This is a genomic window from Clostridium sp. Ade.TY (assembly GCF_000498355.1).
Classification (GTDB): domain Bacteria; phylum Bacillota; class Clostridia; order Clostridiales; family Clostridiaceae; genus Clostridium.
Genome location: NZ_AVSV01000035.1, coordinates 1 through 26968, shown reverse-complemented (window position 1 = coordinate 26968; position 26968 = coordinate 1). Strand labels below are relative to the sequence as shown.

Sequence of the window (26968 nt, the reverse complement as noted above, 5' to 3'; positions counted from 1 at the left end):
TATAACAAATAGAATAAATGTAATAAAGGAGGTAAATAATGTTTTTAGTTTTAGAATTTGAAAGCGAAACTCCAATATATCTTCAAATAAGAAATAAAATAATTGAAGGAATAGCAAAAGGGCAAATAAAAGAAGGAGATAAGCTTCCATCTGTAAGAGAATTGGCCTCTGGAGTAGAAGTAAATCTTCATACAGTAAATAAAGCATATAACTTATTAAAAGATGAAGGCTTTGTATCTGTAGATAGAAGAAAAGGTGTAATAGTTAATATTAAAAAAGCAAAAGATGACATAGAATTTAAAGAAAAGTACAATTTGAAACTTAATGAAATAACACAAGAAGGAATTGCAAAAGGGTTATCAAAAAAAGAAATATTAACTTTATTAGAGGGGATTTTAAAAGGGTATAAAGGAGGAGAATAGTTATGTTTGATACTAGTTATTTAATTATTATGACTTTAGTAGTTATTATTGAGTTTTATTCAATGACAATACTTCCTATAAAAGGGAAAAAACAATTACTTTTAGGTTGTGTAGTAACAGAAGAAATGAAAAATAACAAAGAAGTAAAAGGTTTAGTAAAAAAATATAAATGGATTAATATTATAATTTCAATAATAGCAGAACTTTTTATAATACTAAGTTATTTTAAATTAAGTATACCACTTAGTGTAGTTGCAATATTTTTTGCAATATTTGGATCAATGATATCATTTGGTATATACAATGAAAAAATGAAAAATATAAAGAAAAGATTAGGTGGATTAAAAGGGAAAAAACAAGTTATAATTTATGAACTTGAAGACTCTAAATATAATTTTAAAACTTTAATTTTTTATATAGTTACTATGGGAACTATTATTTTAGTTAACTTATATTTTAGTATAACAAGATATAGCAAGTTACCAGATATAATAGCAACAAATTTTGATTTTCAAGGTAATATAATTGGTTACTCACAAAAGAATTATTTTACTGTATTTTCACTAATTGGAACTATGGTATTTATGTTAGCGATATTTATATTTATAGATTTTTTAATCCAAAGACAAAAACTTAAAATAGATCCAAGAAATCCAGAGAAGTCAAGAGAAGGTAACTTAAAATATAGAAAACTTTTATCAAATATGATGATTTTTACAGGATTATTGACTATGATTATCGTAACAATTGGAAATTTTCAAATGCTTCAAGTTATACCTATGAATAGTATTTTAATTAATCTTGTATTAATTCTTATAGTATTTATGTTTGTTGTACTTTTTATATTTATGATTAAGGCTTATAAAGTAAGAAATAATTATAAAGTGGAAGATGATAATGTAGTACAAAAAGATGATGATAACAATTGGAAATTTGGAATTATATACTACAACAAAGATGATCCACGTGTTAATGTAGAAAAAAGATTTGGTATGGGATATACAGTAAATGCTGCAACAAAAACTGGAATGGCAATATATATAGGAATAGTAATTGTTTTAATTGTAACATTAGTTATAACTTTTACTCAAACTTAAATTAATATAAAGAGATAGTATAAATAATTTTATTTATACTATCCCTTTAATTTTTATTGTTTAAAATGTAAAAAAGTATTAACTTATACTTTTTATTTATTCTTTAAAACATTTTCTATAAACTCTTCATTAGTCATTGAAACTGGTTCATTTCTTCTAAGAAGTTCAATTTCATATTTATAAGGTGGAACAGATTTTTTGCTTTCTCCAGGAATGGTAATATAAGGAGTTTCAAGTATTTTTGGAACTTCTAAAAAGTCCTTATGCCATACAACATATCTTAAAGCATCAAAACCTATATTACCTATACCAATATTCTCGTGACGGTCCTTTTTAGCTCCAGGAACATTTTTACTATCATTTAAATGAAATACTGCAATTTGATCTTTCCCAATAAGTTTATCAAATTCATTAATAACTCCATCAAAATTATTAATAATATCATATCCACTATCGCTAGTATGACAAGTATCAAAGCAAACTCTAAGTTTATCATTATGAATTACTCCATCATAAATTCTTGCAATTTCTTCAAAGTTTCTACCTATTTCAGTACCTTTACCTGCCATTGTTTCAAGGGCTATTTTACATTTTGTATCTTTAGTTAATACTTCATTAAGTCCTTTGATAATTTGATTTATACCAGCATCAACACCAGCACCAACGTGTGCACCAGGATGAAGCACTAAAGTTTTACTTCCCATAGCTTCAGTTCTTTGAAGTTCTAAAGCTAAAAATTCAGTTGCAAGTTCAAAAGTTTCAGGCTTTACTGTATTTGCTAAATTTATAATATAAGGTGCATGGATTACTATATCGTTTATTCCATGTTCTTTCATATAAGCCCAGCCTTCATCTATTCTAAGTTCACTAATATCTTTACGTCTAGTATTTTGAGGAGCACCAGTATATACCATAAAAGTATTAGCTCCATAAGAAACAGCTTCTTTAGCTGATCCTAAAAACATTTCTTTTCCACTCATTCCTACGTGGCATCCTAATTTTATCATATGAATTTCTCCCTTTAATCTAAAATTAAATTTATAAATATATTTTACTATTTTTAATATAAATATAACAGTATAAATTTTTAAAAGATACAAATTATTATTTAAAAATAATTTAATTTTAGATTTAAATTTAAGGATATGTTTTAAATGATTGTTAATATAAAATATAAGTAAAATCTGACAATAAAAATTGTCCGATTTTACTTATAATAAATTAACTTATTATTCTTCTTTACAAATTAATATATATCTACCAGGAGCCATTTTAACATCCACCATAAATATTAAATCATCTTTTTTTAGGTTACTGGATTCTCTTTACTAATAAATTCTATACCAGTCTCTTTCTTATAAAGTGTTTCATATATAATACTGGCAGAAGGGGATGTTAGTAAGGTCTCTAATTCAACATCAAAAGACTTTCTAAAAAAGTTTTCAATAAAAACTACTCCTTTTATTTAAAAATTTCTTTATCTTGATATTATTTATATTTAATAACCGATTATAAAAAAGTATTACCAATGAAAATTTAATTAAAATAAAGCAAAATTTAAAAATATTATTTATAAATTTAAAAATAAATAAAGTATAAAAAAACGAATTTAAATTGGTTAAATATAGGTGAAAATTTGGATAAAAATAATAAAAAATTAAAAGTTTACAAAACGTTAACATTTATTTTTATAAAAATTCATTAAATATTTTGATTTTAGCACAAAATTAATAAAATGAAGTAAATTCAATATATCAAACTGTCTTATACAATAACGATATGTTTAGTAATACTAAATTTTAAAATTAGTATTTATTATACAACATGATAATAATTACAAAGATGTAATTAAAATAAAAATATTACAAAATATAGTGATAGAAAATAAAAAAATTGTACTATATAATTAATTCAAATTAATTCCGGAATTTAAATTTAAAATAATTAGAATAGGGGATGATATTCAAAATGAGTGAAAAGATTAAACTTTATGGTTTTAATAATTTAACTAAAACTTTAAGTTTTAATATTTATGATGTTTGCTATGCAAAGACAGAAAAAGAGAAGGAAGATTATATAAAATATATAGATGAACAATATAACTCAGAGAGGTTAACAAAAATACTTTTTGATGTTACAGAGATAATAGGAGCTCATGTACTTAATGTCTCAAAGCAAGACTACGAACCTCAAGGAGCTAGTGTAAATATATTAATTACAGAAGAAGCACTTCCAGTAGCAAATGTAGATCCATCTTGCAATAAAGGAGAGCTTTCATATGTAGATTTAAGAGATAGTATTATGGGACATTTAGATAAAAGCCATTTAACTGTTCACACATATCCAGAATTTCATCCCAATAATGATATAAGTTCATTTAGAGTTGATATAGATGTATCAACTTGTGGGAAAATATCTCCATTAAATGCATTAAATTATTTAATTAATAGTTTTGATTCCGATGTAATAACCATGGATTATAGAGTTAGAGGATTTACAAGAGATGTAAATGGACGAAAGTATTATTTAGATCATGATATAAGAACAATACAAGATTTTATAGATAAAGATATATTAAAAAGGTATGATGCTATAGATACTAATATATATCAATCTAATATATTCCATACAAAAATGATGGTTAGAGACATAAAACTTGATAATTATATGTTTAAAAAAGATCCTTATGAGTTATCACCTGATGAGAGACGTGATATAAGGGATAGACTTACAAGAGAAATGATTGAAATTTATGGTGGTATGAATATTTACTAAGAAAGGCGGGGTGATTTTGAAAAAGTTATCACAATTTTGTGCACCTATATACGAGGCATTAAAGTGGTATAAAAATCAAAGAATAGTTCCATTTGATGTTCCAGGACATAAACAAGGTAGAGGAAATGAGGAATTAAGAGAGTTTCTTGGTGAAGATTGTTTAGCAGTAGATGTAAACTCAATGAAACCTTTAGATAATCTTATTCATCCTGTTTCAGTAATTAAAGAAGCTGAGATGCTTGCAGCGGAAGTCTTTAAAGCTGATAATGCATTTTTTATGGTAAATGGAACAACCTCTGCAGTTCAAGCAATGATAATGAGTGTTTGTAAAGCTGGTGATAAGATTATAATGCCAAGAAATGTTCATAAATCAGCTATTAATGCATTAATTGTAGCAGGAATAAAACCAGTTTATATAAATCCAGGAATACATAATAATATAGGAATATCATTAGGAATGTCAGTTAAAGATGTAGAAAAGGCAATATTAGAAAATAAAGATGCAAAGGCGATTTTTGTAAATAATCCAACTTATTATGGAATTTGTTCCCCGCTTAAGGATATTGTTAAGCTTGCTCATGAAAATAATATGTATGTTCTTGCAGATGAAGCTCATGGAACACATCTTTATTTTGGAGAAAATCTTCCAGTATCAGCAATGGCAGCTGGAGCTGATATGGCTGCTGTAAGTATACACAAAACTGGAGGATCGCTTACACAAAGTTCAATGCTGATTATGAAGAGTGATAGAATAAATCCTGATTATGTAAGAACTATTATAAATTTAACTCAAACAACAAGTGCTTCATATCTTTTATTATCTTCATTAGATTTAGCAAGAAGAAATCTTGCTTTAAATGGTAAAAAAATATTCAAAGAGGTAGTAGAACTTTCTGAGTATGCAAGAGATGAAATAAATAAAATTGGTGGATATTATGCATTTTCAAGAGAAATTTCAAATGGAGATAGTATTTATGACTTTGATGTAACGAAACTTACTATAAACACTTTAGGAATTGGTCTTGCAGGAATAGAAGTTTATGACATATTAAGAGATGAATATGGTATTCAAATAGAACTTGGAGATATAGGAAATATTCTTGCAATAATATCAGTTGGAGATTCAAAATACAACATAGAAAGATTAGTATCCGCTTTAAGTGAAATAAAGAGAAGATATGAAACTGGAGAATTATTGGCTTTTGACCATGAATATATAAATCCAATAATTAAAGTTACTCCACAGGATGCCTTTTATGCAGAAAAGATAAGTAAAAAAATTATAGATAGTGAGGGAGAAGTATCAGGTGAATTTATTATGTGTTATCCACCTGGAATTCCAATATTAGCACCAGGAGAACTTGTAACAAAAGAAGCAATAGACTGTATAGTTTATTCAAAGGAAAAGGGATGTTTAGTAACAGGTACTGAAGATATGAAAATAGAAAATATAAAAGTATTAAAATTATAGGGAGGTATTTTAAAGATGGAATTATGGTACACAGAAGAACATACGGATAAAGTTAGGTTTTCAATAAAGGTTGAGGAACAATTATATAAGGGGCAAAGTGATTTTCAAAGGATAGATGTATTTAAATCAAAAGAATTTGGAACATTTTTTACATTGGATGGACTTATGATGGTTACTGAAAAAGATGAATTTATTTATCATGATATGATTGTTCATGTTCCAATGGCAACAAACCCTAATATAAAAAATATATTAGTAATTGGTGCTGGAGATGGCGGTACTGTAAGAGAACTTACAAGATATAAAACAATAGAAAAAATAGATATGGTTGAAATAGATAAGTTAGTTGTTGATGTATGTAAAGAATATTTACCTCAAACGGCTAGTAAATTAGATGATGAAAGAGTAAACATATATTATGAAGATGGATTAAAGTTTGTAAGAGGGGTTAAAGACAAGTATGATCTTATAATTGTTGATTCAACTGATCCATTTGGACCAGGAGAAGGATTATTTACAAGAGAGTTTTATGGAAACTGTTTTAATGCTCTTAAAGAGGATGGAATACTTGTAAATCAACATGAAAGTCCATATTATGAAGCTTATGCAAATAATATGAAAAGAGCTCATAAGAGAATAAAAGAATGTTTCCCAATTTGTAGAGTTTACCAAGCTCATATACCAACATACCCTTCAGGACATTGGTTATTTGGATTTGCATCAAAAAAATATGATCCTATAAATAATGAAGCTGTAGAGTTATGGAATAAACTTAATATAAAAACTAAATATTACAATACAGAACTTCATAGGGGGGCATTTGCTCTTCCAAACTATGTAAAGGAAGCTTTAGAAAATGCAGATGAATAAAAATGTTTCAACATTTATAGGGTGTGAAGCAGAATATGATGAAGCAAAGGTTGTAGTATTTGGAGCACCATTTGATTCAACAACATCATTTAGACCAGGAACAAGATTTGCAAGTCAAACTATGAGAATGGATTCATGGGGACTTGAAAGCTATAGCCCTTATCAAGAGATGGATCTTTATGATATGAAAGTATTTGATGGTGGTGATTTAGAATTACCATTTGGAAATAGTGAAATGGCACTTAAAGAAATAGAAAATTTTTCAACTAAAGTAGTTTTAGATAATAAAATACTTGCAATGATTGGTGGAGAACATTTAGTTACATTAGGGAATTTTAAATCTATTTTTAGAAAATATCCAGACGTTAGAGTTATACATTTTGATGCTCATGCAGATTTAAGAGATGAATATTTAGGACAAAAATTATCTCATGCAACAGTACTTCATAGAATTTGGGATTTAGTTGGTGATAATAAAATATTTCAATTTGGAATTAGATCAGGTTCAAAGGAAGAATTAAATTGGGGAAAACAACATGTTTATACTAATAAATTTAATTTAGATAATTTAGAAATGGCTATTGAAACTGTAAAGGATTATCCGGTATATGTAACTATAGATTTAGACGTATTGGATCCATCTGTATTTCCTGGCACTGGTACTCCAGAACCAGGAGGAGTTGAATTTAAAGAATTATTAAGTGGGTTATTAAAACTTAGAGGATTAAATATTGTAGGATTTGATGTTAATGAATTATCTCCACAATATGATAATACAGGTGTTTCTACAGCTGTAGCTTGCAAAATTTTAAGGGAAATGCTTCTTATAACTAATAATAAATAAAATTATAAAAATAATGAAAAAATAAGCTCCAATTATTAAAGTTATAAATTGGAGCTTATTTATTTACAAGATTTTAATAAAACATACTGTTTATTTGTAAGTTTATGTTAAAAATAGTATAATGTGAGTATGGTAAATAGTTATTGATTTTTAGAGTTTTTAATTGAAAATATAAAGGGGTTATTATATTAATAATAAATTTTAAAAATTAATAGAATAAGTATGAGAGTTCATAGGAGGAGAGGGTTTTATGGTTTTAAAAGAAAAAAGTAATAATATAAAAAGAAATAATGGTAACGTTTCCGAAGATGGAGTTAAAAATATAACTAAAGAAAAAAAATCATCAACTAATAAAAATAAAAGAATAAGTGGAGTTCCAGGTAAAAAAAGAAGTTTAAAAAAAGAAAAAGTGGACAAGATTAATAAAGAACTTACTAATAAAGTATTAGAAAAATCTAAATTAAATAGTAAGGAAATTATTAGTGAAGAAGAGGTTTCTAGAAATAATATGAATTTATTCTTTGAAGGTAAGCAAAAAGAAGCTTATAAATTTATGGGAGCACATTTTGTTACTGAAAATAGAAAAAAGGGTGTAAGATTTACAACTTGGGCTCCAAGAGCTAGCAAAATAACTATTATAGGTGATTTCAATAATTGGGAATTAAATGATGAATATAATATGGAAAAAATAGACAATAGAGGACTTTGGAGTTTATTTATTCCAAAACTTGAAGAAGGAATGAAATATAAGTTTGCAATAACAAATGAATTTGGAAATTGTATTTCATACAAAGCTGATCCATATGCATTTAAGTCAGAACTTAGACCTAATACTGCTTCAGTACTTATAAAGGAAAAGAAATTTAGATGGGCAGATAAGAGATGGTTAAATAGGAGAGAAAAAGAAAATATATATGCAAATCCTATGAATATATATGAATTACATTTAGGTTCTTGGAAAACAAAAAATGGAGAATTTATGACTTATGATGAAATAGCAAAGGAACTTTCAGCATATATAAAAGATATGGGATATACTCACGTTGAATTTATGCCAATTAATGAGCATCCACTAGATGCATCATGGGGATATCAAGCTACAGGATATTATTCTGTAACTAGTAGATATGGAGATTTAAATGGACTTAAAAATCTTATAAATACACTTCATAAAAATAATATTGGTGTTATATTTGATTGGGTTCCAGGCCATTTTTGTAAGGATAGTCATGGATTATTTATGTTTGATGGTAGTCCAACTTATGAATATCAGGCTTGGTGGAAAGCAGACAATAAAGGATGGGGTACAGCAAACTTTGATCTTGGAAGACCAGAAGTTAAATCATTTTTAATATCTAATGCAATGTATTTTATAAATGAATTTCATATAGATGGATTAAGAGTTGATGCAGTATCTAATATGCTTTATTTAGATTATGGTAGAGAATCAGGTGAATGGGAACCTAATATATATGGACAAAATGGAAATTTAGAGGCAATTGGATTTATAAAAGAATTAAATGAAACTGTTAAAAATTATGGTAATGGTGCTATAACTGTTGCAGAAGAGTCAACATCATGGGAAGGAATAACTAAACCAATTAATGAAGGTGGACTTGGTTTTAATTTTAAATGGAATATGGGTTGGATGAATGATACATTAAGATATGTAGAATTAGATCCAATTTATAGAAAATATAATCATAATAAAATGAATTTTTCAATGGTTTATAATTATTCAGAAAAATTTATTCTCCCAATATCTCACGATGAAGTGGTACATGGAAAAGGTTCATTAATAAATAAAATGTTTGGAGACAATTGGAAAAAGTATGCAGGACTTAGATTATATAGTGCTTTTATGATGGGACATCCAGGCAAAAAATTAATGTTTATGGGTTGTGAATTTGGTCAATTTGTTGAATGGAGAGAATGGGAAGAGCTTCAATGGAATGTAATAAATGAATTTGAAATTCATAAAAAGACACATGAATATTTTAAAACATTAAATAAATTTTATTTAGAAAATAAGGCTTTATGGGAATTAGATTATGATGAAAGCGGATTTGAATGGATAGATGCTGATGATAATGAAAGAAGTATTTTTTCATTTATAAGAAAAGGAAAAAATACAGATGATATATTAGTATTTATATATAATTTTACTCCAGAAGTATTTTATGATGTAAAGGTTGGGGTTCCTATTGAAGGCGAATATATTGAAGTATTAAATTCTGATTCAGTAGAGTTTGGTGGTGCTGGTAATATATTAGGAACTACTCTAGAAACTTTAGAAGAAGAAAGTCATGGATTTAATTATTCTATAAAAGTAAAAACACCACCACTTGGAGCATTGGTATTAAAATTAAAAAAATAGAGGTGTAAATTTTTTATGTTCAATTTATTAAAAAGGAAAGTAGTAAATTATAATGGTTCAAAATATGAACTAGATTTAAGCCCACTTACTAATACTATTCGATTTTCAGTTGATTACAAAGGAGCAATAGCGGCATTTGTACTTGGAGATTTTAATAATTGGGAAAAAAAAGATACTTTCAAACTTAAATGGAACTTAGATACTAATGATGGAAATGTAAAAATGATTAAAGATATTACTTTTCCTCAAGGGTTAAAAAATGGAGAATATAAATATGGATATTTAATAATAGATTCAGAGGGAAATGAAATTCATATAAATAATTGGGATCAAAATATAGAAGAGTTTTCATTTCATTGGGAAAGATTTGAGGAAGTTTTAGAAATTAAAGCTTCATCAAATTTTGTTTCTTCATATTATCCTGTAGAACTTGCTTTAGTTAAAAAATCATTATATGGAAATATAACTATTGAAGCTTCAATTTTCTATTTGGAAAGTAAATTTGAAGGGGGTTATATAGAAGATAACTTTTTAAAAGTATCAGAAAATATAAAAGAAGGAAAAGAGATTGTAATAATTGCTATAGATGAAGAAACAAAAAAGTGGGCTAAGAAAACTATAATAGTTACAAATGACAAAGAAAAGGGAACTTTTCTTCAATTTATAAAAGGTGATCAAACTTATTTTGGAGATAACTTTAGTTGGAATATATGGAGTTTTGGTGATTATACTCATGGTGATGAAATTTCACTTAATATTAAAACAGACCTTGGAAGAGGAGCGTTTTTAAATAATGATAAATTTATATTAAGGAAGAGAATATGGGGAGATGGTTGGGTTAATGATTGGAATGAGCAAAGTTATACATTTGGTTTAAATAAAGATGAAAAAAATCTTTATTTAATATATGAAAATAATAAAATTACTACATCATTAAGAGAAGCAATAAATCTTACTATACCTAAAATAGAAAAAGCAATAATGGATCATAAAAATAAAATAAGAGTATGTTTATCTCATGAACCGATTATAGGAATAAAATATGCCTTATACATAAATGGAATAAAGGCAGAAGGTATATCAACAATAGTAAAGGAAAAACAAAGAGAGGTTTTTATAACAAATCTTCCAGATAATATAGATCCATCAGATCTTTTAGAAATAAGGACATCAAGTATGTTTTCACCTTGCAAAGTAACTGTAAGAGATTATTTAGAAAATTTTTATTATGGTGGGAATGACTTAGGAATAACCTTTAAAGAAAAAACAATAAGGTTAAAGGTTTGGGCTCCAACAGCTAAAAGAGTTGAAGCTTTAATTTACAATAAAAATGAAGATATAAAAGAAAATTTTATAGAATCATATGAAATGATTAAAAATAAGGAAAATGGTACTTTTAAATGTGAGATTTTTAGAAGTACAAATGAAGAAAAGTATTATTTGTATAGATTATATTTTAATGAGCTCGATGATAATAATAAAGCATATACGAAAATAACATATGCAGTTGACCCTTATGTTGAAGCAGTTGGATTAAATGGAAAAAAAGGCGCTTTAATTAATTTAACAAATGAAAAAGCTGTTCCAGATAGATGGAATTCCTATATTAAACCTAAACTTAAAAATATAGAAGATTCAATAATTTATGAAATGCATATAAGAGATTTTACTATAAGTGAAACATCTGGAGTTCCTGAAAATTTAAGAGGAAAATTTTTAGGTGCAGTTCAAAAAGGAACTATATATAAAAATAAATATACAGGTAAAACTGTAAAAACAGGATTAGATCATTTAAAAGAACTTGGAATAACACATGTTCATTTATTGCCTGTATTTGATTTTATAACTGTAGATGAAAGTATAGAAAGTGAAAATAATAGAAATTGGGGATATGATCCTCAAAACTTTAATGCTATAGAAGGTAGTTATTCAACTAATCCTAAAGATCCATATGTAAGAATAAATGAATTTAGAGAAATGGTTAAAAGTTTTCATGAAAATGGATTAATGGTAGTAATAGATATGGTTTATAACCATATGTATGATACTAGAAATATGGACAATATAGTTCCAGGTTATTATTTTAGAAGTGATAATTATGGTAAATATACTAATGGTTCAGGTTGTGGTAATGAAATGGCTACAGAAAGGCCAATGGTTAGAAAGTTTATAATAGATTCTATTCTTCATTGGATAAAGGATTATCATATTGATGGATTAAGATTTGATCTTATGGAACTTATAGATTTAGAAACAATGAAAGAAATTGTAGAAAAATCTAAAGAAGTTAATGAAAATATATTAATTTATGGAGAACCATGGAAAGGTGGAAATTCAGAAGTTAAAAATGGAACATATAAAGGAAGTCAGAAAGGACTTGGATTTTCAATTTTTAATGATGAATTCAGAGACGCACTTAGAGGAGATAACTCTCCATCAAGAGGTTTTATAAATGGAGATCAGCATAATAAAGAAAAAGCTTGGAAAGTGATTGAAGGTTTAAAGGGATCAATAAATACAATAACTTATAATCCAAAAGAAAGTATAAATTATTTAGAAGCTCATGACAATTATACTATATGGGATCAAATAGTAAAAACAGATGATTATAGCGTTGAAAATGGACATTATAGAGATTCTATTAAATCACTTTTAAGTAATGAAATTCTTAAAAACCACTATATAAAGGAAGATCTTTTAGGAGCTAGTTTAATATTTACGGCGCAAGGGATACCATTTATACAAAGTGGAGCTGAATTTTTAAGAACTAAAGAAGGAGATCATAATAGTTATAGAAGTCCTGATAAAATAAATGAAATAAATTGGTCTGATAAAGAAAGATTTAATAAGGTATTTAAATATTATAAAGGACTTATAGACTTAAGAAAGAAGTTTGATATATTTAAAATGAAGACTCCAGAAGAGGTTAGAGATAATTTAAATATATATTTTCAAGATGGAAATGACACTACAGGTGTAATAATAGCTCATTATAAAAGCAGAAATAGTGATTATGGATATACGGATTTTGTTGTTATATATAATAGTTCATCTATAAATAATTATGATGTAAATAGATCTATTCCTAAAATTGATAATAGAGAGTGGAAAATAATAGCTAATCATAAATGTGTATCAACAGAACCTATAGAGTTAGTTAAAGATGGAGAAGTTCCAGGGCTTAAGTCACATTCTATGATGATAATTTGTAAATAAAAAATATTAAAGTAATAGTTATTTTTGAAAAGTTAAATGTAAATAATATTTAAACAATTTTATATATTAAGATACATAATATATAAAATGATAAAATAAACTTAAATAAATTAATATAAAATGTACAATATATAGAATTTTTACGAACATATTATTATGATTTTAATTTTGTAAAAATGTTATGGGGGAGTTACAAATGAAAAAAAGCAAGTATGTAGTGCTAGGTGTAGTTATGGTATTAGCAACTATAGCAGTAGTATCCGCATGTGCTTCTAGAAAAGAAATTGACGTTGATAATGATACTGGAATAATAAAAGAAGATTATAGTAAGCGGAATAAAGTTAGACAAGATGTAATAGATGAGATTAATAAAGATAAAGACGAAAATTTTTCATCTATAAGTGGAGTTTTTTATAAAGCGGCAATTTAATCTATTTTAAGATTATCTTAGATATAAAGAGCTATAAACCTAAATTAGGTTTGTAGCTTTTTATTTATAATTTATTTAAAAAATATAGTATTTATATATAAATGAATAAAAAATCTTATTTGTAAATAATCATATTAATTAATATTAATCTTAATTCAAAAATATTTAATTATAAAAATTACTTGATATAATTAAATTATAGAAAAAATCAATTAATAAATAGAAAATCATTTTTGGTTTTTTAAGGAGGGTTTTAAAATGAGCAAAAAAGTAGAAGAATTAAGAGAAAAAATAATAAAAAAAGCAGAAGAAGATCTTAAAGTAGCAGAGGAAAATACAAAAGCATATAAAGAAGATGAAAAAGAAGCAAATAAATTAGGCAAAGCTATAACAGAAGAACTTGATAGAGAAGAAAAAGAAGAAGAAGCTTTAGAAAAAGAATTTGCTAAAGAATTAAAAAGTGATATGGAAAGTAAATAAAAAATGTTTTGAATAATGCTTTTATTTCTAAAAAATAAAGGCACTAAAAGTATTATAGAAAGCATAGAGCTATCAAATTAAAAGATTTGATAGCTTTTTTATATAAATAAAATAGGACTATATTAAGTAGCCCTATTTTTAATAAGTTTTATTATGAATTTTTTATAATAGTAATCATTAACAAAATAAGTAAAATTAATAAAATAGAAGCTGAATGTATAGGAATATCGATTAGGTTAATTTTTTCAATTAATAAAGTAATAATTATAAAAATCATACTAAGAAGTGAAAAGAATTTGATTGCTGATTTTTGATTAAGTGTCATAAAGCATCAACTCCTTTTAATATAGAATATATTTTATAATTTAATTATACTATAATTAAATGAAAATAGTAATACAAACGTATACAAAAAGTAAAGGCTTAATAATATTTAACAAATCATCATTTGCGGAGGAAAATATATGTAAAAATTTATTGTTTTATGATAAAATTATCATATAATTTAAAAATTAATAAAAAATTAAATGTTACATTTATAAGTCACCATTAAATTGTATCATATTATTATAATGATAATTCCTAATTACAGATATTATATATAAGTTTTCTCAAATTATTTATAGAAGGTAAATTAATCTTTTAACTACAATTGAACGGCACTAAAAGGAATTATATTACTTATGAGATTTTACTAGGGGGTGAAATCTCATTTTTTTTAGTTTATGAGAAAAACAGGATTTTAGTAGTACAGTAGGTGAGGAATTATGGGGAAGATAAATAATGCTTTAAATATGTTAATGCTTCTTAAAAGTAGAAAGAAAATGTCTAGAAGAGAGTTAGCAGACGAATTAGAAGTTGATGTTAGGCAAATTAGTAGATACAAAGAGGATCTTTGTATGGCAGGAATAAACATAAAGGAAGAGAGAGGAAGGTATGGAGGTTATAGTATAGATGAGTATACCAATTCAATAAAAGTAGGGTTAAGTGAAGATGAGGCTATAGCACTTGAACTTGGTATTAATTGTCTTGAAAGAGGAGCTTTTCCTTTAAAAGAGGATTTTAATTCAGGAATATTAAAGGTGTTAGCAAGTTATGGAGGAAAAGGTAATAAGTTTTGGAATAATTGTGCCACAGCACAGTATAGAAGAATAAATAGATATACTGATGATTTAAAAGATAAGTGGAAAGTAGTAAATAATTCAATAGTACATAAGAAGAAGATTAAAATAAAATATTCCAATATAAGTGATGAGGAAATGATTAGAATAATTCATCCTTATGGAATTTATATATATGAAGGAGCTAATTATATAGTAGCATTTTGTGAGCATAGGAAAGAAGTTAGAAACTTTAAATTAGTAAGAATAAGTAACTTAGAAGAATTAAATGAAAGTTTTGAAAATGATGGATTTGATGTTAAAGCTTATTTGAGAAGAAGGATAGGTATATATAGTGATACTAATACATATAATTTAAAACTTAAAATATATTATCCTTATGCAAAATGCTTTAAAGAACATATATGGGTAGAAAAAGAGCATTTTCAAGATAATAAAAAAGATGGATATCTTATATATAATGGAATTATAGAAGGAAAGACGGATATAATTAAATGGATATTAGAAATGGGATCTTTTTGTGAAGTGTTAGAGCCACAAGAAATAAAAGATGCCATAAAAGAAGAATGTAAAAAGATAATGGAATTATATAATATATAGTTTAAATGTAATATTTAATTATTAAAAATATGAAAATAAACCTAAGATTAATCTTAGGTTTGTTTTCATTTTAATATATTTAAAAAAGTTTTATTGTAATTTTTTAATAATATATAATAGAATAATTTATAATGCATTTAAATTGTTTGAAAAGGAGTGATATAAAATGAGTTGTCTTGGAAATATTATATGGATAATATTTGGTGGACTATTTAATTCAATAGGATGGTTACTTATAGGAGTATTATGGTGTATAACAATAATAGGAATACCAGTTGGATTACAGTGTTTTAAAATGGCAAAACTTCAATTAGCACCATTTGGGAAAGATGTAGTTACAGTAAATGATAATGGAGTAAGTCTTATAATGAATATATTCTGGATAATATTTGGCGGACTTGCTATGTGTTTAGCAAACTTATTAAGTGCAGTACTTTTATGTATAACTATAATTGGTATACCATTTGCGGCACAAAGTTTAAAAATTGCAAAACTTTCACTTATGCCCTTTGGAAAAGAAGTTAGATAGAGATTTAAAATTATGAAAAATACATTAATATGTAGAATGTTAAGGAAAATTTAGATATAATGTATATAAAGGAAATATTTAGACTATTTCCTTTATATATGTAAAAAATATACTTTAAATTAAAATTAAGTTCACAAATGATTAAGAAAAAAATATTTACAACTAATAATTATTATTATATAATAACAAGCGTAGTAAGAAATAAGTTTTTCTTAATCCAAAAAATATATAGATTATAATTTATTGTTACTTAAATACTAGATTATAATGTATATAAAAATGGGTTGAATATGAGGAGGAGTTAATTATGAAAAGATTTGTATGTACAATCTGTGGATATGTTTATGAAGGAGAAGCTGCACCAGAAAAATGTCCAGTATGTGGAGCTAGTGCTGATAAATTCAAAGTTCAAGAAGGAGAAATGGCTTGGGCTGATGAACATAGAATCGGAGTTGCTAAAGGAGTAGATGAAAGAATAGTAGAAGGATTAAGAGCAAACTTCATGGGAGAATGTACAGAAGTTGGAATGTACCTTGCAATGTCAAGACAAGCAGATAGAGAAGGATTCCCAGAAGTAGCAGAAATCTATAAGAGAGCTGCATTTGAAGAAGCAGAACACGCTGCAAAATTCGCTGAACTTTTAGGAGAAGTATTAGAAGCAGATACAAAGAAAAACTTACAAGCAAGAGTAGATGCTGAATTTGGAGCATGTGAAGGAAAGAAAGAATTAGCAACACTTGCTAAACAATTAAACTTAGATGCAATCCATGACACAGTACATGAAATGTGTAAAGATGAAGCAAGACATGGAAGAGCATTTAAAGGTGTATTAGATAGATATTTTGGTTAATATAAATTAAGACTAGAAAATAGCAGATGCTAAATATTTTTAGTGTCTGCTATTTTCATATTTATTAAAATTTCTAAATTAATATTTTGAATTTTTTTAAAATTTAAAATATTAATTATTTTTTGTAAAAAACTTGATTATTATATTTAAGTATGATACACTAAATAGAGTAGAAATACAAAAAAATATTAAGTTATTAAAGATGTTTAATTAAGTTATAATTTTCTCCTTTTTAGAGAATTTATAATTAAGTAAGGTCTTTAACTAGGAGGAATTTAGAATGGATAAAACAATAGTATGTAAAGATTGCGGTAAAGAGTTCATCTTCACTGAAGGAGAACAAGCATTCTACAAAGAAAAAGGATTCGATAATGAGCCTGTAAGATGTAAAGAATGTAGAATGGCTAAGAAAAACCAAAGAAATAACAACAGATAGTTTTTAATCTGTTTAAGAGAGCTTAAAAGTTTAACTTTTAAGCTCTTATTTTTTTGTAAAAAAATATTACTTATTAGTAAAATAATTTTTGGACAATACTAATTATAAAAATAAATTAACATATTTCAATATCCTAATTTAAGATATTTTAAATATCTATAACCTACAATTATTTCTAATATACCAACACATAATCTAACTAAGATTTCCTGTTGAAAAACTACTCCAAATCTAACATTAAATACTATTGTTTTTTGAATATTAAGTATGAGTAATACTACTAAATATCCTATTAATTGGAAATAAACCATAAATTTAATTAAAACATATATAAACAATTTAATAAAGTGTTAAAAAAACTGGATAATTTAACATTTAATACATAAAAATCGTTGTTTGTTTACAAAATGCTTATAAATATAGTATAATTAATAAAAAATATTATAAAATAATTAAAATTATTGCAATAATTGGAAACACTGCTATGGAAAGAGGTGAGAAATTGAAGGTAAGCAGAAGAGAACTTAAATATATAATAAGTGAGTCTGAATATTTTAGATTACTAGATTTATTTAAAATGATATTAACTAGTGATTCAAACAATAAGGGATATGGATACAGTATTAGAAGTTTGTATTTTGATTCTATTGATAATTCGGATTATTATGGAAAAATAAACGGAGAAGAAATAAGAAAAAAAATAAGACTTAGAATTTATAATACGAATGATCAGACTGTTAAACTTGAAATAAAAAGAAAGTTAAATATAAATCAAATAAAAGAGACGACAACAATAAGTAGAGATGATGCAAAAGAATTAATAAATAAAAATTATGCTGTTTTACTTAAATATGATAATGATATTGCTAGAACAGCTTATAACATAATGACAATTGGACAATATCAACCTGTTGTTTTAGTTGAATATAATAGAAGAGCATATCTTCATAAAGAAAATAGAATAAGAGTAACATTAGATAGTGATATTAGGTCAAATGAAACAGATTTTGATTTATTTTCAGATAATGTAATTATGACACCTGTATTTAATAATTATGATGCGTTGCTGGAAGTTAAATATGATGGTGAATTATTTTGCTGGATATCTGATTTATTGAGTGGAAAAGATATGATATATCAATCTCTTAGCAAATATTGTTCCGGTAGAAAATTTTTTGAAAATTATTTAGCGTAAATAGTAAATAAGTTTTTATGAAAGTGAGTTTTTAAATGAAAGAAATAATTTATAATTATTTATCTTCTAATAAAGGAGATATAAATTTGTTTAAATCAGTAGAGATTTTAACAATTGCATTAATATTAGCATTTGTTATTTTTTTTACCTATAAAGTTACATTTAGTGGAGTTTTATATAATAGAAAATTTAATATATCTTTAGTAATGTTAACATTAGTAACTACTATAGTAATGCTTGTTATTGGAAGTGATATAGCTTTATCTTTAGGTATGGTTGGAGCACTTTCTATAGTGCGTTTCCGTACGGCAATAAAAGATCCAAGGGATACTTCATATATTTTTTGGTGCATAGCAGTTGGTCTTTGTACAGGTACTCAAAATTATATGATAGCTATAGTTGGGTCTATATTCATATGTATAGTTTTAACTATATTTAGTCTAGGTGGTATAGGTAGGGAAGATAGGTATATTATCATTATAAGAGGATCCAGAAATAGAGAAGAAGAAGTTATGAAGTGTATATTTAATGAATTTAAAGGATGTCAATTAAGAGCAAAAAATTCATCAGGAAATATTATAGAGTTAATTTATCAAATAAAAATAAAAAATAATAATGATAAAAATATAGTAGAAAAAATTTATAATATTGGAGATATAGATGTTGTGAATATAGTTGCTCAAAATGGTGAGACAATAGGGTAGGTGAATGTGAAATGAAAAAAACTATATTTAATGTAATATTAGCTTTTTCATTTATAATTTTATCTATAGTACTGGTGATTACTTTAAATTTCTATAAAATAAAAGATAATTCAGATAAGGTGGTTAAGATTCAAAGGTCTAAAGATGATTTTGGTTTTAATTTACCTATAGTAGTCATAAATACAGGTAATGAAAAATTAAATAGAGATAAAAAAGTAAGAGGAGATATAAAAATATTTAATAATGAAGAAAAAGTTTTAAATTATTTAAGTGATGAACCAGAATTAGTATCAGATATAAATATAAAAATAAGAGGAAATTCATCAGCTAACTATCCCAAACTTCAATATTCTATAGAACTTATAAAAGAAAATGGGGAAAAAAGAAATAAAAAGGTTATAGATATGCCAAAGGAGTCAGATTGGGTATTAAATGGTCCGTTTGCTGATAAATCATTAATTCGAAATTATTTAGCATACTCTGTATCAAGAGAAATAATGGAATATGCACCAAGGACTAAATTTTGTGAAGTGTTTGTAATTAATGATGGAGGAAATGATATAAAGAAAGAACATTATAAGGGACTTTATTTAATGATTGAAAAAATAAAAATTGGTGATGATAGAGTTGATATTAATGAAAGATATAAAGAATCAGATCAGACAAGCTTTATTGCATCTAAGGATAGAGTGAAAAATGATGTTGAGTTTAGAACATATGGAAAGCAGACTTATATATATGATAATGGAGTAATTTCTAGATATCCAAATGAAAAGATTATTACAGAAGGAAATGTAGATTATATAAATAGAGAAATTAGTAAGTTTGAGAGAGTATTATATGGAGAGAAGTTTAATGATCAAAAAGAGGGATTTAGAAAGTATATAGATGAAAATACCTTTATTGATTATTATATTATAAATGAATTTTTTCAAAATACAGATGCTGGAGTTTTTAGCACATATTTTTATAAAGACTATGGGGATAAAATAAAGGCTGGTCCTGTTTGGGATTTTAATATAGCGATGGGAAATAATACAGTTACAGGTGATTATTATATTTCAGATGGTTTTTATATGAATCAAACCTCGTGGTTTGATAGACTTCTTGAAGATAAATTATTTGTTACAAGCTTAATTGGAAGATATAAAATACTTAGGAACACATATTTAAGTGATGAATATTTATTGAAAAAAATTGATGATGCAGTTAAAGAAATAGATGAAGCAAAAAATAGAAACTTTAGCGTATGGCCTATTGAACTTTGTAATGAAGCAGAGGCATTTGTTAAATATGGAGGTATTAACTTTAAAGAATTAAATAATAATCCACAAAAGCTTAAGGAATATTTTAAAGAAAATCCTAAATACTCTAAAGCTAATAAATCACAAGCTATTACTTATGAGGAAGAGATAGAAAAGTTAAAGGGATTTTTAATACAACGTGGAAAATGGCTAGATGAAAATATAGAAAAATTATATAAATGGACAAAATAAATTAAAGAGAGAGGGAAAGTGTGAAAAAGTTTTTAATCTTTTGTACTATTATATTTATACTTATAACAGGATATAAATATAGCTTAAAGGAAAAACCAACAGAATATAGTGATGTTAATTATATTATAAAAACTAATGGTAAAGACATATTACTCTCTAATGGTAATAATTTTGAAAAGTTTAAAATTAAGGGTATAAATTTAGAGGCTGTTAAACCAGGAGAAGTTCCTAATGAAGATAATATAACTAAAGATGAATACTTAAAATGGATAAATCAGATATATGAAATGAATGTAAACACTATAAGAGTAAAGGACTTAATGCCAACAAGTTTTTATGATGCTTTATATGAATTTAATGATGGAAAAGATAAACCGTTATATATAATTCAGGGAATAAGATATGATGAGCTTGCTCTAAAAGAAGGGAAAGATATACAAAGTAAGGATTTAGAAGAAAAATTTATGGAATATTCAAGTTTTGTAATTGATTCTATACATGGGAATAAATTCAATAATACTAATAAATTATTATTTGGAGAATATAAAAAGGATTTATCAAAATATGTTATTGCTTATACAATTGGTATAGATTGGGCGGTACAAGATATTATATATAATGAAATAATGAATTCTAATAATTCTTTTAATGGAGAATATTTGTATACTGAAAAAAATGCTTCTAATTTTGAAAGTTATTTAGCTAAAATTGGTGACTATGTTATTGGTTATGAAAGTAAGAGATATGGAAGTCAAAAACTTATAACATTTTTATCATCCGTGCAATATTTAACAAGCAAAGAAAATAATAGTAAAAATGATAAGAGATATGTAGATTTGAACAATATAAATGGAACAGAAAAATTTGAAACAGGATTATTTGTTTCTTTTAATTTAGATGAAACATATTTAAATAATTTAGATAATGAAGATAATATAAAGTCTGTATTAAAAGATATTAACGATAATCAAAAGAAGCCTGTAGTAATAAGTGAATATGGAGCATCAACTAGTAGGAGTGGAACTTATTATGGAGATAAAATGTATCTTACAGAAAAAGAACAAGGAGAATTTATAATAAAACTTTACAATATAATAAATGAATTAGGCTTTTCAGGGAGTATTATAAATGAATGGCAAGATGGGTGGTATAAAACATCATGGAATAATAAAGATTTTACTATTTTAGATGGAAATACTTATTGGAAAGATAGTACAAGTTATAATCAATCCTATGGTATTTTAGATTTTGAAAGCGGAAAAGATAGATGCGTAGCATATTTGGATAATAGCATAGAAGAATGGACGGAAAATGATATAGTTAGCAAAACAGAAAATTTATCTATATCTGCTAAAAATGATTCAGAATATATTTACTTTATGGTAAAGGGAGAAAATAATTTCAATATAAATGGGAAGAAAATATTTATAGATTTAGATATTACTCCTAAGTCTGGAAGTTTAAAAAGTAGTGAATATAATTTAGACTTTGAAAGTGAAGTTGATTTTTTAATAAATATAAATGGTAAAAATAATTCTAGTTTATTAGTCCATGAATATTATAATCTACAAACTTTTATAAAAAGTAAATCAAAATTAAAAGTGAGACCAGATGTTATTCATAATAAAAAGGATATTGATAAATTTTCAAAAGTTTTTAGGTATTTAAGACCAAAAACTCATGCAGAAAAAGAAAATTTTATAAATGAGATAGAGGTAGAAGTTGGGAAGCTTATATATGGAAATAGTAATCCTAATGATAAACAATATAATTCAGCTTCTGATTTTTTATATGGAGAAAATTTTGTTGAAGTAAGAATACCATATGGAATGTTAAATTTTATGGATCCATCTCAAAGTAAGATACAAGATGATTATTATGAAAACTTTAAATTTGTACCTTTTAAAATTAATAATATAAAAATAGGTGCAACTATAAAAGATAAAAATAATCAAATAAATGTAAGAGCTAATAGTAAAACTTTTGATCTTAAATCATGGGTGAAACCTGAATATCATGAAAGACTTAAAAAATCATACTATATGATACAGGAAAAGTTTAAATAAATTAAAATAGGAGAAATACACTTGGGATTTATAATATATGTATTTGATAGTGTTAAATTTTTTGTATATATAATTTTATGTGCAACTTTATATATGTTAATTGATAATATTATATTTAAAAGTAGGAAAAAACAAAAAGATAAAATAAAAGAAAAATTTAAAAAAAGGGTTTTATTAAGTTTAAACAGTATAAGTGAATCAAAAAATATATATGATGAAATATTATATATAAAGTCAAAAATTAAAATAAAAAAATATGAAGATGTGTTTAATGACACTATTATAGAATTTAATAATAAATATGGATATAATTTGGAAGTTAAAAGATATATGGAATACTTTGAGGATTATATTAGAAAACTTATAAAAAATTATAAATATACAAATGAAATGAAAAAAGCATATATAATATTTTTGCTTGGAGAATATAGACAAGATAAAGACTATATAAATGATTTTATAAAAAAAGCAGTAAATACAAAATCAATTTATTTAAGATTTAATGTTTTAGATTCAATTTCTAAAATAGGAAATTGTAAAGTATTTATAGAGGCTTTAAAAGCAATATCAGATATTGAATCTAATATAAATAAAAAAATATTTGTAGATGTAATAGGTAATTTCAAAGGTAATATGGAGTTATTAAATGAGCAATTATTATTTAATTTTGATAGATTTAGCGTAGAAATAAAAATTATAATAACAAATCACTATTCTAATAATAATTTTAAGTTAGCTTCAAATAAGTTTTTAAAAATATTAAATGATAGATATGAAAATAGAGAATTAAAAATAAATATTTTAAATTATTTTGAAAAAGTAAAATTTGAAGATGCAAAAGAAACTTTAATTTTAAACTTAAATTCAAATGAATGGGAGTTTAGGGCATTAGCTGCAAAAGCTTTAAAAAATTATAAGGATAATACTGTTTTAAATGAATTATTAAATAGTATAACAGATGCTAATTGGTATGTAAGGTTTAATTCTGCTAATTCATTATTAAACTTTAATAATGAAGCTGATTTGGTACAAGCTGTTAATAGAAAATGTGATAAGTATGCAAGTGAAATTTTGTTATATGCTATTAATATAAAAAATGAAGATGCTTTATTAGAAGTAGCATCAACAAAATATGAAGGGGAATAAGAATGTTTAAAAATATACTTATTTTTATAAATATATTATTTATGTATTATATATTTATTTATTCAATAATATTTTTTATTTCAACTATATACTCTATGGTTAATTTAAATAATCATATTTATAAAAAAAGATATAAAAATATTATAAAAATAGAAAAGGAAAATAATTATCCTCCCATATCTATATTAGTTCCCGCTTATAATGAAGAAAAGTCTATATTAAATTGTATTAAATCATTATTAAAATTAGATTATCCAATATTTGAAATAATAATAATAAGTGATGGATCTACTGATAAAACAGTTGAAAAAATTATAACAGAATTTGGATTAAAAAAAGTTAAAAGACCTATAAGAAAATTAATTAGAAGCAAAGAAATAATTAATATTTATGAAAATAAAGATGAAGTTAAAATAACTTTAATTGATAAATTAAATGGTGGAAAAGCTGATGCACTTAATACAGGAATAAATGCATCTAAATATCCTTATTTTGTATCATTAGATGCAGATTCTATGTTAAATTATGATTCACTTAAAAATATTATTGAACCAATAATAGAAGATGATAGAACTATTGCTGTAGGTGGTAATATAAAAGTATCAAACAGTGCAGTGATTGATAATGGGGAAATTAAAAGAATTAAAACACCTAAAAAGGCTATAGTTATTTTTCAACTTATAGAATATTATAGAGTGTTTTTAACAAATAGAGTTTGGTTTAATAGGTTTAATGGTAATTTAATAGTTTCAGGTGCTTTTGGCCTCTTTAAAAAACAATCAGTAGTAAATGTTGGGGGATATAGCTTAGGGTGTATAGGCGAAGATATGGACCTTATAATTAAATTACACTCTTTTTATAGAAAAAATAAAAGAAAATATAAAATACAATATAATCCTAACGCTATATGCTGGTCAGAAGCTCCAGAGAGATATAAAGATTTAAAAAATCAAAGGAAAAGATGGCATACTGGTCTTATGCAAAGTTTATTAGGGCATAAGTATATATTCCTTAATATTAGGTATGGAATAGTTGGGATATTTTCTTTTATGTATTATTTTATATATGAAATGTTATCTTGTATAATTGAAATTTTGGGATTAATAGTTATAATACTTAGTTATAGTATAGGTATTATAAATTGGGATTTCTTTAAAACATTTATGTTTATGTATATAATTTATAGTACAATAATATCAATATCAGCTATAATTTTAGAAAGATATATGTTTAAAAGCTTAATGAGCATTAAAACTACATTAGTATTTATATTATTTAGTATTATAGAATGCTTTGGATATAGACAATTATGTTCATTATATAGAATATTAGGTGTAATATCATATAAAAGAAAAAAGTTTGAATGGAATAAAATACAAAGAATAGATTATAATAATGAACTAAAAAAGGTGTAGAAAATACTACACCTTTTTTATTTAGAAAGTTCAAAATAACTTTCTGAAATTTTCCCATCCAAAGTTGGAGATAGATTATTTATAAATTTTAGTATTGATTTTCCAGTTTCGCCTTTGGCTAAAGTAGGAACATAATCATTTCTATTTGAAACAGATGATATTGTTGCTGGTAAAACTTTAAAGTCTATATTTCCTAAATCATTATCATTAAAATTAAATTTTGCTTGTAAAATGAAAGTTCTTTTATCTTGAGGGTTTGAATTACCTCCAAAAGCAAAGTTTGCAAGTGAATATGCAATAAGTTTACCTTTATAATTCTCAAGGCTTTGTATTACGTGAGGATGTGAACCTAAAACCATAGTTGCTCCATTATCTATTGAAAAATGAGCTAAATCAATTTGATATTCTGTAGGTTTATTATCTCTTTCAACACCCCAATGAAAATAAGGAATTATTACTTGAGTTCCTTCTGCTTTTAAATCATCAATGTCTTTTTTTATTTTAGATTTAGTATTTTCACTATTATCCCATGCTTGATAACCTAAGAAGCCAAATTTAATTCCATTTATAGTTTTTCTTATTATATGCCCTTCACCAGTTATATCTATTTTCTTTTCTTCTAAAGCTTTAATAGTATCATTAAATCCTTTTTGTCCATAGTCATATATATGATTATTTGCAACAGTAACTCCTTCGATAGAACCTTCAGTTAACATATTAGCATATGTTTTTGGACCTTTAAAGTGGAATTGAACAGCAGATCCTTTATCAAATTTTTCGTTAGCATTAGTAAAAGTAGTTTCTAAGTTAACAAGAGTATAATCATCTTTGCCAAATATAGGTTTAACATTTTTAAATATGTAAGAATAGTCATTCCCATTTTCCTTTACTGCTGCTGGTAAACTTGTTGATTGATCAAAAGTTGTATCAGTTCCTAATGTACAATCACCAGCAAAAGATATTAAAATATCTTTTTTTACAGGTTCTTTCGTAATCTGTTCATTATTTTTATCATTAGAAGATGTTGATGCTATATCTTTATTAGGCGTATTTTTATTACTAATAAATTTATATGAAGCATAACCGATGCAACTTATTAGAAGTATTAAAATAGTAAAGAATATAATTCTATTTCTAATAATACGGTTTTTTCTAAGTTGTTTCTTTTTATTTCTTAAGTAAATTTTATTACGTTTATGATTATCCATAAATACCTCCTTTTAAATACTTGTTACATTAATATAATATTATAAAATATGTAAAAAAGTAAGGTTTATGTAAAAAAATAAGATTTTTGTGAATAAATAAGGGAAAATAATTTTTTAGAAAAAAATTAAAAAAAGTATTTACATTGGATAATTATTATTATATAATAATAAATGTAAATAGGGAAAACAAAAAAACAAAAAAAAAGTAATTAAGATTTAT

22 protein-coding genes are annotated in these 26968 nt (G+C 24.9%); 20 read left to right on the top strand and 2 right to left on the bottom strand.

Going from position 1 to position 26968, the window contains the following annotated elements; genetic code table 11:
• Positions 1-38 precede the first annotated feature (38 nt).
• Both O212_RS0113825 and O212_RS0113820 read left to right on the top strand, forming a co-directional pair.
• Complete coding sequence (locus tag O212_RS0113825; protein WP_024615690.1) at positions 39-422, top strand: GntR family transcriptional regulator; 384 nt, start codon at positions 39-41, stop codon at positions 420-422.
• A 2-nt stretch (positions 423-424) separates the two neighbouring features.
• Positions 425-1519, top strand: coding sequence for a DUF5808 domain-containing protein (locus tag O212_RS0113820; protein WP_024615689.1), 1095 nt, complete (start codon positions 425-427; stop codon positions 1517-1519).
• Positions 1520-1611: 92 nt separating this feature from the next.
• Here O212_RS0113820 and O212_RS0113815 read toward each other — a convergent pair whose 3' ends face one another.
• Positions 1612-2526, bottom strand: coding sequence for a deoxyribonuclease IV (locus tag O212_RS0113815; RefSeq protein WP_029699418.1), 915 nt, complete (start codon positions 2524-2526; stop codon positions 1612-1614).
• Positions 2527-3487: 961 nt separating this feature from the next.
• Here O212_RS0113815 and speD point away from each other — a divergent pair.
• The 18 genes from speD to O212_RS0113720 all read left to right on the top strand — a co-directional run bounded on the left by speD (position 3488) and on the right by O212_RS0113720 (position 25540).
• The gene (speD, locus tag O212_RS0113810; protein WP_029699417.1) at positions 3488-4294 is read left to right on the top strand and encodes an adenosylmethionine decarboxylase; all 807 of its coding nucleotides are present in this window, start codon (positions 3488-3490) and stop codon (positions 4292-4294) included.
• A 16-nt stretch (positions 4295-4310) separates the two neighbouring features.
• Positions 4311-5765 (top strand): aminotransferase class I/II-fold pyridoxal phosphate-dependent enzyme, encoded by a 1455-nt coding sequence (locus tag O212_RS0113805; RefSeq protein WP_024615686.1) that lies wholly within the window; start codon positions 4311-4313, stop codon positions 5763-5765.
• Positions 5766-5780: 15 nt separating this feature from the next.
• Positions 5781-6635, top strand: a complete 855-nt coding sequence (speE, locus tag O212_RS0113800; protein WP_024615685.1) for a polyamine aminopropyltransferase — start codon at positions 5781-5783, stop codon at positions 6633-6635.
• Positions 6622-7479 (top strand): agmatinase, encoded by an 858-nt coding sequence (gene speB / locus O212_RS0113795; RefSeq protein WP_024615684.1) that lies wholly within the window; start codon positions 6622-6624, stop codon positions 7477-7479. Before speE ends, speB begins: the two co-directional genes overlap by 14 nt.
• A gap of 508 nt (positions 7480-7987) precedes the next feature.
• Positions 7988-9856, top strand: coding sequence for a 1,4-alpha-glucan branching protein GlgB (gene glgB, locus O212_RS0113790; RefSeq protein ID WP_051373021.1), 1869 nt, complete (start codon positions 7988-7990; stop codon positions 9854-9856).
• Between the two features lie 15 nt (positions 9857-9871).
• The gene (gene pulA, locus O212_RS0113785) at positions 9872-13072 is read left to right on the top strand and encodes a type I pullulanase (protein WP_024615682.1); all 3201 of its coding nucleotides are present in this window, start codon (positions 9872-9874) and stop codon (positions 13070-13072) included.
• Between the two features lie 196 nt (positions 13073-13268).
• On the top strand, positions 13269-13502 hold the full coding sequence (locus tag O212_RS0113780) for a hypothetical protein (RefSeq protein WP_024615681.1): 234 nt from the start codon (positions 13269-13271) through the stop codon (positions 13500-13502).
• Positions 13503-13760: 258 nt separating this feature from the next.
• Positions 13761-13982 carry a hypothetical protein gene (locus O212_RS0113775; protein ID WP_024615680.1) on the top strand — a complete coding sequence of 74 codons (222 nt, stop codon included), beginning with the start codon at positions 13761-13763 and terminating at the stop codon, positions 13980-13982.
• Between the two features lie 767 nt (positions 13983-14749).
• A complete protein-coding gene (locus O212_RS0113765) occupies positions 14750-15703 on the top strand; it encodes a WYL domain-containing protein (protein ID WP_024615679.1) in 954 nt (317 codons plus the stop codon).
• 166 nt (positions 15704-15869) lie between these two features.
• On the top strand, positions 15870-16232 hold the full coding sequence (locus tag O212_RS0113760; RefSeq protein WP_024615678.1) for a YccF domain-containing protein: 363 nt from the start codon (positions 15870-15872) through the stop codon (positions 16230-16232).
• A gap of 307 nt (positions 16233-16539) precedes the next feature.
• Positions 16540-17082, top strand: coding sequence for an NADH peroxidase (locus O212_RS0113755; protein WP_024615677.1), 543 nt, complete (start codon positions 16540-16542; stop codon positions 17080-17082).
• A 280-nt stretch (positions 17083-17362) separates the two neighbouring features.
• Positions 17363-17518 (top strand): zinc-ribbon domain-containing protein, encoded by a 156-nt coding sequence (locus tag O212_RS0113750; protein WP_024615676.1) that lies wholly within the window; start codon positions 17363-17365, stop codon positions 17516-17518.
• A 502-nt stretch (positions 17519-18020) separates the two neighbouring features.
• Positions 18021-18713: a polyphosphate polymerase domain-containing protein gene (locus tag O212_RS0113745; RefSeq protein WP_024615675.1), complete on the top strand. Its 693-nt coding sequence runs from the start codon at positions 18021-18023 to the stop codon at positions 18711-18713.
• Between the two features lie 86 nt (positions 18714-18799).
• The gene (locus tag O212_RS0113740) at positions 18800-19417 is read left to right on the top strand and encodes a DUF4956 domain-containing protein (RefSeq protein WP_242829579.1); all 618 of its coding nucleotides are present in this window, start codon (positions 18800-18802) and stop codon (positions 19415-19417) included.
• 11 nt (positions 19418-19428) lie between these two features.
• Positions 19429-20913, top strand: coding sequence for a CotH kinase family protein (locus tag O212_RS0113735; RefSeq protein WP_024615673.1), 1485 nt, complete (start codon positions 19429-19431; stop codon positions 20911-20913).
• 20 nt (positions 20914-20933) lie between these two features.
• A complete protein-coding gene (locus O212_RS0113730; RefSeq protein WP_024615672.1) occupies positions 20934-22979 on the top strand; it encodes a hypothetical protein in 2046 nt (681 codons plus the stop codon).
• A gap of 21 nt (positions 22980-23000) precedes the next feature.
• Entirely contained in the window at positions 23001-24125 is a 1125-nt protein-coding gene (locus O212_RS0113725; protein WP_024615671.1) for a HEAT repeat domain-containing protein, read from the top strand.
• A gap of 2 nt (positions 24126-24127) precedes the next feature.
• Positions 24128-25540, top strand: a complete 1413-nt coding sequence (locus O212_RS0113720) for a glycosyltransferase family 2 protein (RefSeq protein ID WP_024615670.1) — start codon at positions 24128-24130, stop codon at positions 25538-25540.
• A 17-nt stretch (positions 25541-25557) separates the two neighbouring features.
• Here O212_RS0113720 and O212_RS0113715 read toward each other — a convergent pair whose 3' ends face one another.
• Complete coding sequence (locus O212_RS0113715) at positions 25558-26748, bottom strand: CapA family protein (protein WP_024615669.1); 1191 nt, start codon at positions 26746-26748, stop codon at positions 25558-25560.
• Between the last annotated feature and the right edge of the window lie 220 nt (positions 26749-26968).

What these genes read in the sequence shown, in the direction of transcription:
- speD (WP_029699417.1), top strand. Translation starts at nt 3,488, where the DNA reads ATGAGTGAAAAGATTAAACTTTATGGTTTTAATAATTTAACTAAAACT.
- glgB (WP_051373021.1), top strand. Translation starts at nt 7,988, where the DNA reads ATGAATTTATTCTTTGAAGGTAAGCAAAAAGAAGCTTATAAATTTATG.
- speE (WP_024615685.1), top strand. Translation starts at nt 5,781, where the DNA reads ATGGAATTATGGTACACAGAAGAACATACGGATAAAGTTAGGTTTTCA.
- O212_RS0113820 (WP_024615689.1), top strand. Translation starts at nt 425, where the DNA reads ATGTTTGATACTAGTTATTTAATTATTATGACTTTAGTAGTTATTATT.
- O212_RS0113780 (WP_024615681.1), top strand. Translation starts at nt 13,269, where the DNA reads ATGAAAAAAAGCAAGTATGTAGTGCTAGGTGTAGTTATGGTATTAGCA.
- O212_RS0113750 (WP_024615676.1), top strand. Translation starts at nt 17,363, where the DNA reads ATGGATAAAACAATAGTATGTAAAGATTGCGGTAAAGAGTTCATCTTC.
- pulA (WP_024615682.1), top strand. Translation starts at nt 9,872, where the DNA reads ATGTTCAATTTATTAAAAAGGAAAGTAGTAAATTATAATGGTTCAAAA.
- O212_RS0113765 (WP_024615679.1), top strand. Translation starts at nt 14,750, where the DNA reads ATGGGGAAGATAAATAATGCTTTAAATATGTTAATGCTTCTTAAAAGT.
- O212_RS0113760 (WP_024615678.1), top strand. Translation starts at nt 15,870, where the DNA reads ATGAGTTGTCTTGGAAATATTATATGGATAATATTTGGTGGACTATTT.
- O212_RS0113735 (WP_024615673.1), top strand. Translation starts at nt 19,429, where the DNA reads ATGAAAAAAACTATATTTAATGTAATATTAGCTTTTTCATTTATAATT.
- O212_RS0113715 (WP_024615669.1), bottom strand. Translation starts at nt 26,748, where the DNA reads ATGGATAATCATAAACGTAATAAAATTTACTTAAGAAATAAAAAGAAA.
- O212_RS0113775 (WP_024615680.1), top strand. Translation starts at nt 13,761, where the DNA reads ATGAGCAAAAAAGTAGAAGAATTAAGAGAAAAAATAATAAAAAAAGCA.
- O212_RS0113825 (WP_024615690.1), top strand. Translation starts at nt 39, where the DNA reads ATGTTTTTAGTTTTAGAATTTGAAAGCGAAACTCCAATATATCTTCAA.
- O212_RS0113720 (WP_024615670.1), top strand. Translation starts at nt 24,128, where the DNA reads ATGTTTAAAAATATACTTATTTTTATAAATATATTATTTATGTATTAT.
- O212_RS0113755 (WP_024615677.1), top strand. Translation starts at nt 16,540, where the DNA reads ATGAAAAGATTTGTATGTACAATCTGTGGATATGTTTATGAAGGAGAA.
- O212_RS0113815 (WP_029699418.1), bottom strand. Translation starts at nt 2,526, where the DNA reads ATGATAAAATTAGGATGCCACGTAGGAATGAGTGGAAAAGAAATGTTT.
- speB (WP_024615684.1), top strand. Translation starts at nt 6,622, where the DNA reads ATGCAGATGAATAAAAATGTTTCAACATTTATAGGGTGTGAAGCAGAA.